A 10,271-nucleotide genomic window follows, 5' to 3' on the forward strand; every position below is an offset into this window, starting at 1 on the left:
TTACCTTAAACCTTTTTTCATGACGCGCAGAACGACGCGCCACGAGACCACCCGATTGCTCTGAACTTGCCGGCGCTTGTTCCACATTTTCGGCAAACCCAACACAGCATCCCGCTTGGCACGAAACATCACCGCCCCTTGCCCGCGCAAGGCAAACACCAATAGCGCAGCCAGATTCATCGCCAAATGCAGCGGCAGGAACGCCCAGAACAATATCCCAGGCATATCCTTCACATAGGTCCACACCAGGTTACGGTGCCCGTGATACACCGCGAAATCACTGTGCTGCCCGCCCGTCGTACCCGAGCCAACGTGATGCGCCACCGAGGACGGCACATGGAGACAACGATAGCCCGCCAGCCGCAGACGAAACCCCAGGTCAACATCCTCGACGTAACAAAAATAATCCTCGTCGAAACCGCCCACCTCAAGCAATGCGCTGCGTCGGTACAGCGCTGCCGCCGCACACGGCGAGAATACCTCCTGTGCCTGCTCTGAAGACGATGGGTTGGGCGCAGCGTGCCCCATGCGCCAGACCAGTCCGCTGATGTGATACGCATCGCCCGCCCCATCCAACACCGCCGGGTCAGCCGCATTCACCAGCTTGCTGCCGAATACGTCGAAGGCAGGATAGCCATGCGCCGCCGACAGCAACGCCTCCAGCCAGTGCGGTTCTACGAACGCATCCGGATTGAGTAGCGCGATCCATTCCGATTCCGCACCAGCCACCTCAATCGCCAAGTTGTTGCCGCGCGCAAAACCCAGATTTCCGTTCTGCGCCAGCAAGCGGACCGACGGAAAGCGCCGCACGATGTCTAGCGAAGCATCAGAGCTCGCGTTATCCACCAGAATAATCTCGTGCGGCGCCACCGTCTGCGCCAGTAATGCAGACAAGCAATGTTCGAGGAACCGCTCACCGTTCCAGTTGACTATAACTACTGTTACCTTAGACCACATCTCGTGTCGCAGCCAAATCAAATGTATGGATTAATCTGGGTTCCTTAAGAATCAAAATTTACACGTTCCGCTTCGACAACTAAGGGCATGTTTCGCACCTGTGTATGTATCGACCCAATGTATTCGCCAAGCAATCCCATAAAAAACGTTTGAACCGCACCAAAAAAGAAAATTCCGATCAAAATCGGTGCGAATCCCAACTGGAAAGAATTCCAAAAAATAAGTTTCGCAATCAAAAAACTAATGGCGACAAATAAACTGAGAATAGATAGAAGAAAGCCGCCAATCGACATAAGTCGCAATGGCACTTTAGAATGATTCGTAATCCCCAGCATGGCTATATCGTATAGCGTATAAAAATTATTACCGGTAATCCCACGCTGCCGGCGTGGCTGCCGAAACGGTACTGTAGCAATGGGAAAACCTATCTCACACAGCAGACCGCGAAAATACGGATACGGATCATCTATCTTACGTAAGATATCGATAATAACTCGATCAAAAAGCCCTGCACCCGTTGCATTTCTAACAAGGGGCACCTCGGATATCCTGGAAATTAATCTATAGTAAATTTTTCTCACAAAGAACATCAAAGCTGACTCTTCACTCTCAGGCTTGACAGCCAGAACCGTTTTAAAACCTTCTTCCCATTTCTTTACAAAATCAACTATCATTTCTGGCGGATCCTGCAAATCAGAAGCCATAAGTACACTCGCGTCTCCACGCGACTGAAGTAAAGCATAATAAGGTGACCTTATGTGCCCAAAGTTTCTTGCGTTGACGATTAGTTTAACCCGTTTGTCTTTTGCGGCAATCGCTTTTAGTTTCTTGACGGTATCGTCTGTTGAGCAGTTATCAATGCAAATATGTTCGTATTTGTAAGGAAGCTTGGCCATCACCTCGACAATGCGTCGATACAATTCTTCAATATTCTCCCCTTCGTTATAGCACGGGGTAACAATACTTATTAGCTTAGACATGATTAAAAACAAACCTCTTATTTAAGATAAATGCCAGCGCAGCCATTGGCAAAATTAGAATTACCCCGCCAACATAAGGAGTTAGTCCGACGCGAGTAAAAGCATCAATCCCAACCGCATTAATGAGATAAATTATTGAATAAGAACCAATAAATCGAAATATAAGTTGGTTATTATGCGACTTAAAAACCAAAGTGCCGATGCTTTTAAAGTTAAATAGGACTCCAGCGACTGTTGCGAAAAATAGCGACAGAGTATAGTGAAGACCTATATATAAAAACAAGGCAAAGCACCCATAACCAACGATGGAATTTATAATTCCAACGAATATAAACCTTGTGAATTGATTGCTAATCAAGGGGCCGCCTGCTTGTCGCGCAGTTGATGCATAAAGGCGTCTATGCGCTGCTTCACCGAATCTATGTCCAGTCGATGCTCCTGCAGCAGATAGTCCCAGGTCCCGCAATAAGCCGAGAAGCGGTCTTCAATACCAATGCGGCAGACTGGTAGTGGCCGGTGTGCCGCGACTTCTTCGGCCACGCAAGCGCCCAGCCCACCAATAACCGAGTGCTCCTCCAGTGTGATCACGCAATCGACACGGCTGGTAATTTCAGCCAGTTGCTGCCGACCTAGAGGCTTGATGGAGGGCACGCTCCAGACTTCTGCATCAAGGCCCTGATCGGCCAGTTCCAACGCCGTCTTGACCATGGAGCCAGTGGCCAGCAGCGCTATGCGTTGTGTACCTTTCCTGACTTGCAGCAATTCGCCGGCCTGCAACCGGACCGGACCGGCATGCACGTCACCTCGGTCACTTTTGCCCACCCGCAAATAGACTGGAGAAGCCAGCTGCAGCGCGAGTTGCAGGGTAGCGGTCATTTCAAAACGGTCGGCCGGCGACAGCACGGTCAGCGAAGGAAGGGCCCGTGTGCACGCGATGTCTTCGGTGCTTTGATGGCTGGTGCCCAGATGGCTGTAAACCAGGCCGGCACCGTCGCCAATCAGGATGACGGGCAGGTTCTCGTAACAAACATCAATTTTGATCTGCTCAAGCACACGCACGGGCACAAAGGCGGCCAACCCGTAAACAATGGGTTTGAACCCGGCCTTGGCCAGACCCGCAGCCACGCCCACCATATTCTGCTCGGCAATGCCGCAATTGATGTACTGCTCGGGCCGCGCCTTGCGGAATGCGTCAAACAGTGCATAGCCGTGGTCACCCGTGAGCAGCAAGACTTTGGAGTCGGCCAGCGCAGCGGCTACCAGTGCGTCGGAAAATGCATTTCTCATACTGCTCTCATCTCATTTTCTGCCAGCTCCGCGATGGCGGCGGCATACGTTTCGGGTGTCAGGCGCGTGTAGTGCCAGATGTTGTCGTGTTCCATGAAGGACACGCCCTTGCCTTTGACGCTGGTGGCCACAATCGCCTTGGGCCTGCCGTTGCGGGCAGCTTTCATGCGGGTGTACGCCGCGTCGATAGCCTCTTCGTCGTGCCCGTCGATGGTGACCGCATCAAACCCGAAAGCCCTGAACTTTTCTTCGATATTTCCCAGCGCGATGACCTCGTCGGTCGGCCCCATGGCCTGAAACCCGTTCTTGTCGACAATCACCACGAGGTTGTCGAGCTTGAAGTGGGAGGCAAACAGGGCGGCTTCCCAAATGGCGCCCTCATTGAGTTCGCCGTCGCCAACCAGTGCATAGCAGGTCTGGCTTGTTTTGTTCAGCTTGGCCGCCAGTGCCAGGCCGGTGGCGACCGACAGCCCGTGCCCTAGCGAGCCTGTCGTAGCCTCCACGCCGGGCACATGGGCGTCGGCTAGGCCCTTGAGGCGAGTGCCGTTTTGAAAGTAGCGGCCAATATCGTCGTCCGTGAGCAATCCCAGTTCATGCAAGCAGGCGTACTGGGCCATCACGCCGTGGCCTTTGCTGAGCACCATGTAGTCGCGGGTCGGTGAAGCGGGATTGGAGGGGTCGAACTGAAGGTGGTTACGGTAGAGCACCGCAAGCAGTTCCACGATCGAGAATGCGCAGCCGATATGAACGGTAGCGCCCGAGTAAGCCATATCGAGAATGACTTTGCGGATGTGATTTGCGTTGAATTTGTTCATAGTGCCATCGCTGAACGACTCCATAGAATGGTTTTGAGTAGGGCGGTATTGATCGGGGTGTACTCGGCAAGGCCCAGTTCGCGCCTAGCCTTGCACGTATCAGGCACATAACGAGGTGCCGGCGCGTCGGAGGCCGCTGGCGTCTGCACCTGGATGGGGGCATCCGTGCCTGCCGCATAAACCACCTGCTGAGCCAGCGCTGCAATCGACACTGCATTTTCGGAGCCGACGTTGTATGCCTGGCCCGCCGCGCCAGTACCGAGGATGCGCAACAGCCAGACGCAGAGGTCGGCCATGTAAAGGTAGGAGCGCAACGGCCTTCCGTCGCCCTGAATGCGGATGGCTTGCCCGGCCAGTGCGTCGCGCACGAAATTGCCCGCTGCAAAAGGACCATTGAGCGGCAAGCCTGGGCCGATCAGTGCAAATATGCGAGCAATGCACGACTCGAATCCGGCTTGCGAAGCCTGGGCCGCATGGGCGCAGGCCAGCCACTCGGCGGCCCGTTTACCATTGCCATACGCGGCGCCCGGCTGCAGTGGGTCAGGCGCGCCGCTATAAGTTTCGGCGATGCGCTCCAGATTGGTTGGCTGGGATCCATAGACGGCGCCGCTTGAGGTGAGTAAAAAGCGCGAGGCGCCGTTGGCATGAGCCAGATCAAGCACGCGCCGCGTTCCCTGCACGATGGAATCAAACACCTTGAGGGGATCGCCAACCTTGTGCGGGTCGCCCACGTCCGTGGCGGCGTGCAGGCAGAGGTCTAACTTGCCCACCCGAGCGGCAAAGTGGCTGACGTCGCCGGCCACCAGGGTGGTGTCAGGTCTATTGAAAACATGGGGGGCCTGTTGCCGCGCACGTTCCGGGTCCCGGGTCAGCACCACCAACTCCATTCTGCTGCCCAGCCTGTCGTTGGCGCGCTGCAGGACCTGCAGCAGCCACGTTCCGATGAAGCCGGTACCGCCGGTCATGAAAAGTCTCGCCCCGCCAAAGCGCGACCAGAACTCTGGCGTTAGCGACAACACCAGGTCAAGATCGTCTTGGGGCAAGGCAGCACGCATCGCAGATCAGAAGTTCACGCCGAGATAAGTCTCGATCTTGTGCGCTGCAAATTCCAGCATCTCAGGCGTCAGCGCCGGTTGAACGCCAATCCAGAATGTGTTGTTCATCACGTTGTCGGTGTTGGTAAGGTCACCGCTGATGCGGTAGTTGGCGCCGATCATGTAAGGCTGGCGCGTCAGGTTGCCGGCAAACAGCAGGCGGGTGCCGACCTTGTTTTGGTCCAGGTAGGTGAGCAAGTCCAACCGGGTGACCGGGCAGTTTTCTTTCAGCGTGATGGGGAAGCCGAACCAGGAAGGGTCCGAGTGTTCGGTCGGCTCGGGCAGGCTGACGAATTCTTCGCACGCCTTGAGTCGCTCTTTCAGGAAGGCGTAGTTGTCTTTGCGGGCCTGGATGAACTGCGCGGCCTTGTCCAGTTGCGCCAAGCCGCAGGCGGCTTGCATGTCGGTGATTTTGAGGTTGTAGCCCAGGTGGCTGTAGGTGTATTTGTGGTCGTAGCCATAGGGCAGCTCACCCAGTTGCTGGCAAAAGCGTTTGCCGCAGGTGTTGTCTTTACCGGGCTGGCAATAGCAGTCGCGGCCCCAGTCGCGAAAACTCTCGGCAATAACTTTAAGCTCGTCGTGTTTGGTAAACACTGCGCCGCCTTCGCCCATGGTGATGTGGTGCGCGGGGTAAAAGCTCAAGGTCGCAATGTCGCCAAAGGTGCCGACCATCTGGCCGCGGTAAGTACTGCCCAGCGCATCACAGCAGTCTTCTACCAGCCACAAGTTGTATTTTTTGCACAGGGCCGTGACGACATCCAGATTGAAGGTGTTGCCCAGCGAGTGCGCCAGCATGATGGCTTTGGTCTTGGGGCCAATGGCCGCTTCGATCTTGCTGGCGTCGATGTTGTGGGTAAGGCGGTCCACATCCACAAACACCGGTACGGCGCCAAACTGGAGGATGGGGTTGACGGTGGTGGGGAAACCGGCCGCCACGCCGATGACTTCATCGCCCGGCTTGATCGCCCGGTCGCCCAGCTTGGGGGACGTGAGCGTGCTGAAGGCTACGAGGTTGGCCGATGAGCCGGAGTTGACGGTGATGAGGTGCTTGATGCCGATAAAGGCCGCGAGCTTTTTCTCGAATTCAGCATTGAAGCGGCCTGTGGTGAGCCAGCCGTCAAGCGAGGCTTCGACCATGTTTTTGAGTTCGGCGGCATCAAGCAGTTTGCCGGAAGGGGGCACCATGGTGGCGCCGGGCAAGAATGGATCGGGGGCCAGGGCGATGGCGGCATACTCTTCGACCAGTTTGGCGATTTGGTCGCGGATGGCTTGGGTTTTTGCGTTTTGCATGGGTTGGAAATTTCCTGAATTTAGATGGCTGTCGAGTAGTCGTTGATCTGCTGCAAGCACAGGGATCGCATGTCTTGGCTGCCTTTGAGCGCGCTGTGTGCCTTGTGCCAGACGATGATGGCTTGAAGGGTCTGGCCCAATTGCCAGTGGGGCTGCCAACCCAGCGTGGCGCGTGCTTTGGAGCAATCGAGCTTCAGGTAATGAGCCTCATGTGGGTGGGTGCCGCCGTCCAGGTGCCAGCTTGCGCCGTCGCCCCAGCTTTGTGTGAGTTGCTCGACGATCCATTGCACGGGTTTGGCGTCTTCTTCAGCAGGGCCGAAGTTAAAGGCTTCTGCAAAGGCTGCACCGTCGGTGTAGAGCTTTTCGGCAAGTGCAAGGTATCCGCTTAAGGGCTCCAGAACGTGCTGCCAGGGGCGGGTGGCATGGGGGTTGCGGATGTTGACTCTCTGGCCATTTTGAATAGCGCGCAGAATGTCTGGAATCAACCGGTCTTCGGCCCAATCTCCGCCACCGATAACGTTGCCTGCTCTAGCCGTTGCCAAGGCAACTTGGTGCTCGCTGTGTTGTGATGAATTGAAGAACGAGTTGCGATAGGCGGCGGTGACCAGCTCGGCGCAGCCCTTGCTGCTGCTGTAGGGGTCGAAGCCGCCCATAGGTTCGTTCTCGCGGTAGCCCCAGACCCATTCCTTGTTTTCGTAGCACTTGTCGGTGGTGACATTCACTATGGCGCGCACGGACGGGGTTTGGCGCACGGCTTCCAAAAGGTTCACGGTGCCCATGACGTTGGTGGAATAGGTCTCGACCGGGTCCACATAGGAGCGGCGCACCAGCGGCTGGGCAGCCATGTGGATGACGATGTCGGGCGCGGCCTGTCGCATGGCATTGGTCAACATGGTGCCATCGCGGATGTCGCCAATGATGGATGTCATGCCCTGCGCCACCTGCGCTACTTCAAATAGGCTGGGGTTGGTGGGTGGCTGCAGGGCATAGCCGGTGACCTGAGCACCGAGCTGCTGCAACCAGAGGCTCAGCCAGCTTCCTTTGAAGCCGGTGTGTCCGGTGAGGAATACTTTTTTGCCGCTCCAGAATGACGGGTTCATGCCCACACCTTCCATGGCGCTTTGCCAGATTGCCACAGCTCTTCCAGGTGGTTCTTGTCGCGCAAGGTATCCATGGGCTGCCAGAAGCCGCTGTGCTGAAAGGCTTTGAGCTGGCTGGACTCGGCCAGCGCTTCCAGGGGTTCGCGCTCCCAGAGAGTTTGGTCGTTGGCAATCAGGTCGATCACCTTGGGCGAGAGCACAAAGAAACCACCGTTAATCATGCCGCCATCACCCTTGGGCTTTTCCTTGAAGGCGGTAATGCGCTGGTCGGTGTGAATATCGAGCGCGCCAAAGCGGCCGGGCGGGTAAGTGGCGGTAAGAGTAGCTTGCAGACCATGGGCGCGGTGAAATTCAATGAGCTGGGTGATGTTGACATCGCTCACGCCATCACCATACGTAAAGCAAAAATCTTCTTCCCCTTGCAAGTAAGGGGCGACGCGCTTGAGGCGGCCACCGGTCATGGTGTCGTCGCCCGTGTCCACCAACGTTACGCGCCAGGGCTCGGCGCTTTGCTGATGCACCTCCATGCTGTTCTTGCTCATGTCAAAGGTGACATCCGACATGTGCAAGAAGTAGTTGGCAAAATACTCCTTGATGACGTAGCCCTTGTATCCGCAGCAAATGATGAAGTCATTGATGCCGTGGTGGGAATATGTCTTCAAGATGTGCCACAAGATGGGCTTGCCACCGATCTCGATCATGGGTTTGGGCTTGGTGTGGGTTTCTTCGCTGATGCGCGTGCCCAGGCCGCCTGCAAGTATGACGGCTTTCATTTATGCTTCCTCTTAATAAACTCAAATACAGAAATAAACGTAATAATTGAAAACCCGGTCGTAGTATAAAACAGCAGCCTAGCATCTGCCGCATTCCCAAATATTACAAGGCCAGCAAAATAAAAGACTGCCGATAAATAAATAGTCAAGTAACCGGCTGTTAATCTACTAATTCGAATCAAATAAACGAAAGAAGCAATTGAGATGAGATACAAAAACCAGGGCTTAAAAAATGGCAGCTTAGAAGCATGGACTATATAAGCGACCGCTGAATCACGAAGTGAAGACTTCGCCAAGCTGTACCCATATTCATTACTGTCAACCGATGGACTAGTAATTAGGAATTGATCGCCTTCGTTAGCACCAACCATATATTTTGTTATTTGAAATTTGTTGTTAAGAAAACAAATCGGATGATGAAGCGCAACACTCAGCCATATCTTGTTGATTCTATCATCGTAGCCGATCCTGTTTAGCAAACCTGCTGATAAATTTATATGCCTTGGGTCATATCCAGTATTTATTTCAGCAAGAGACAAATTGGGAGCCATTTCAGCGAAAAGATTGCTACCAACACAAAGACTTGCACTAGCAACATCAAGAACACGGACAGATTGCATAAACACCGCCGTGCTGTTATTAAGCTTCTCGAAATTCGGCAGCGAGTAATTATCTAATTGAGTCTTCGTAACATAAACTGCGCCAGTCAGAACAGAACCTAACAAAATTGCACCAAGCCATATGTTCGAAGGTTTTTTTAACACACGAGAACACACAATCAATGCAAAGTAGAAAAGCAATGGAACAGCACCCGTGATGGCATTATGCCGTGAACAAACTCCGAGAAATATTAAGAACACTGCGAACAGAGACAGAAAGATGAATACCCACCTATTTACTACAACCCTCATGGCCACGATAACCGCAAAGCCAGCCATAAAGAAGGCCGCCATCAGAACATCTTTCCAAATAACTGCCACAGTGCCAAGCACCACTGGAATGCTTAAATATATGAACAGGAATGCCATCGCATAACTTATTTTCTTTGTAAAAATGAACACCACAAAGAAAACAGAAAGTAGCAAAAGGAATACTTGCGAGAAATGCATGGCAGCTGGATTAAATGACACCATATCAACGGCACGCCAGACATAACTAACCATCGGTGGCCACATCGAATCTGTGACACCATTTCTTGCACCGCGAAGCGCATGCAGCGTGTCATACGACATAAACCCTGGATAGAACAATGCCGAAACCGCTAGCGATGCCAACAAGGGTATTGCTAATACATAAACTCTTTCCCTGGCTGCCAGCATTTTTTCGCCCGCCAGTATCTTTGCTCCCAAGAACATAACAAGGGACAAAAGAATGCTGATTATTCCAATCTTTGTTAACTGAGATGCAACGGACGGACGTTTTAATTGAAATTCAAATGCAGGGTCATTTCCCGTTGAATGGATGAGCAAGCCAGCAGGTGTCACCTCTAACTTGTCGATCATCTGAAGCGGCTTTGAGCGAGCAAGCAAATCATTTGACATAAAAGTCTCTATGCCAAACAAATGCTTCAATTCAATTTTATTTATTACTAGTTCCCCCGCTTCATTAGCAGGGTCTATGCGAATATGAGCGACTGGTGTTCGCGGCAAGGGGATATTTATACCGTGCTCTTTATTCTCAGTGAGTGCCGATCTCTGGCTATTTTCTTCGCTATATGTACCGTTTATAGGAAAAAAAACCTGCAAAACATCCGGCTTATTCTTATGAGCATAAATTACCAAGCTGTCTGTGAAGGTCATACTAAAACTGGCAAGCAACATACTCACAACCGCCAGTATCCTCAGGTAACTCACCCACCCCTTTATGTCAAGGAGGGTGCCCAAGCCTGATACTTTGTCTTGTTTTGATATTTCGATCATTTACAATGTTTATTTACGTTGGATTTTCGTTGAAAAAACTTTAAACGCTCAATATA

10 protein-coding genes are annotated in these 10,271 nt (G+C 53.1%); all 10 read right to left on the reverse strand.

The features are described from left to right. The 10 genes from QUD86_RS09280 to QUD86_RS09320 are packed head-to-tail and all read right to left on the reverse strand — an operon-like array spanning position 1 to position 10,215. Positions 1–957, reverse strand: a complete 957-nt coding sequence (locus tag QUD86_RS09280) for a glycosyltransferase family 2 protein (RefSeq protein WP_286298767.1) — start codon at positions 955–957, stop codon at positions 1–3. Between the two features lie 44 nt (positions 958–1,001). Further along, positions 1,002–1,937: a glycosyltransferase gene (locus QUD86_RS09285; RefSeq protein ID WP_286296932.1), complete on the reverse strand. Its 936-nt coding sequence runs from the start codon at positions 1,935–1,937 to the stop codon at positions 1,002–1,004. After that, a complete protein-coding gene (locus tag QUD86_RS09530; RefSeq protein WP_353506531.1) occupies positions 1,930–2,403 on the reverse strand; it encodes a GtrA family protein in 474 nt (157 codons plus the stop codon). The genes QUD86_RS09285 and QUD86_RS09530 overlap by 8 nt, the downstream gene beginning before the upstream one ends. Continuing rightward, positions 2,292–3,224, reverse strand: coding sequence for a transketolase family protein (locus tag QUD86_RS09290; protein WP_286296934.1), 933 nt, complete (start codon positions 3,222–3,224; stop codon positions 2,292–2,294). The genes QUD86_RS09530 and QUD86_RS09290 overlap by 112 nt, the downstream gene beginning before the upstream one ends. Further along, entirely contained in the window at positions 3,221–4,039 is an 819-nt protein-coding gene (locus QUD86_RS09295; protein WP_286296937.1) for a transketolase, read from the reverse strand. The genes QUD86_RS09290 and QUD86_RS09295 overlap by 4 nt, the downstream gene beginning before the upstream one ends. Then, positions 4,036–5,082: an NAD-dependent epimerase/dehydratase family protein gene (locus QUD86_RS09300; RefSeq protein ID WP_286296940.1), complete on the reverse strand. Its 1,047-nt coding sequence runs from the start codon at positions 5,080–5,082 to the stop codon at positions 4,036–4,038. The genes QUD86_RS09295 and QUD86_RS09300 overlap by 4 nt, the downstream gene beginning before the upstream one ends. A gap of 18 nt (positions 5,083–5,100) precedes the next feature. After that, positions 5,101–6,423, reverse strand: coding sequence for a lipopolysaccharide biosynthesis protein RfbH (rfbH, locus tag QUD86_RS09305; protein ID WP_286296943.1), 1,323 nt, complete (start codon positions 6,421–6,423; stop codon positions 5,101–5,103). A 20-nt stretch (positions 6,424–6,443) separates the two neighbouring features. Next, a complete protein-coding gene (gene rfbG / locus QUD86_RS09310; protein WP_286298769.1) occupies positions 6,444–7,538 on the reverse strand; it encodes a CDP-glucose 4,6-dehydratase in 1,095 nt (364 codons plus the stop codon). Beyond that, a complete protein-coding gene (rfbF, locus tag QUD86_RS09315; RefSeq protein WP_286296946.1) occupies positions 7,520–8,296 on the reverse strand; it encodes a glucose-1-phosphate cytidylyltransferase in 777 nt (258 codons plus the stop codon). Before rfbF ends, rfbG begins: the two co-directional genes overlap by 19 nt. Next, positions 8,293–10,215: a hypothetical protein gene (locus QUD86_RS09320; RefSeq protein WP_286296949.1), complete on the reverse strand. Its 1,923-nt coding sequence runs from the start codon at positions 10,213–10,215 to the stop codon at positions 8,293–8,295. The genes rfbF and QUD86_RS09320 overlap by 4 nt, the downstream gene beginning before the upstream one ends. Between the last annotated feature and the right edge of the window lie 56 nt (positions 10,216–10,271).

The sequence above is a fragment of the Polynucleobacter sp. TUM22923 genome, from assembly GCF_030295705.1.
Lineage (GTDB): Bacteria > Pseudomonadota > Gammaproteobacteria > Burkholderiales > Burkholderiaceae > Polynucleobacter.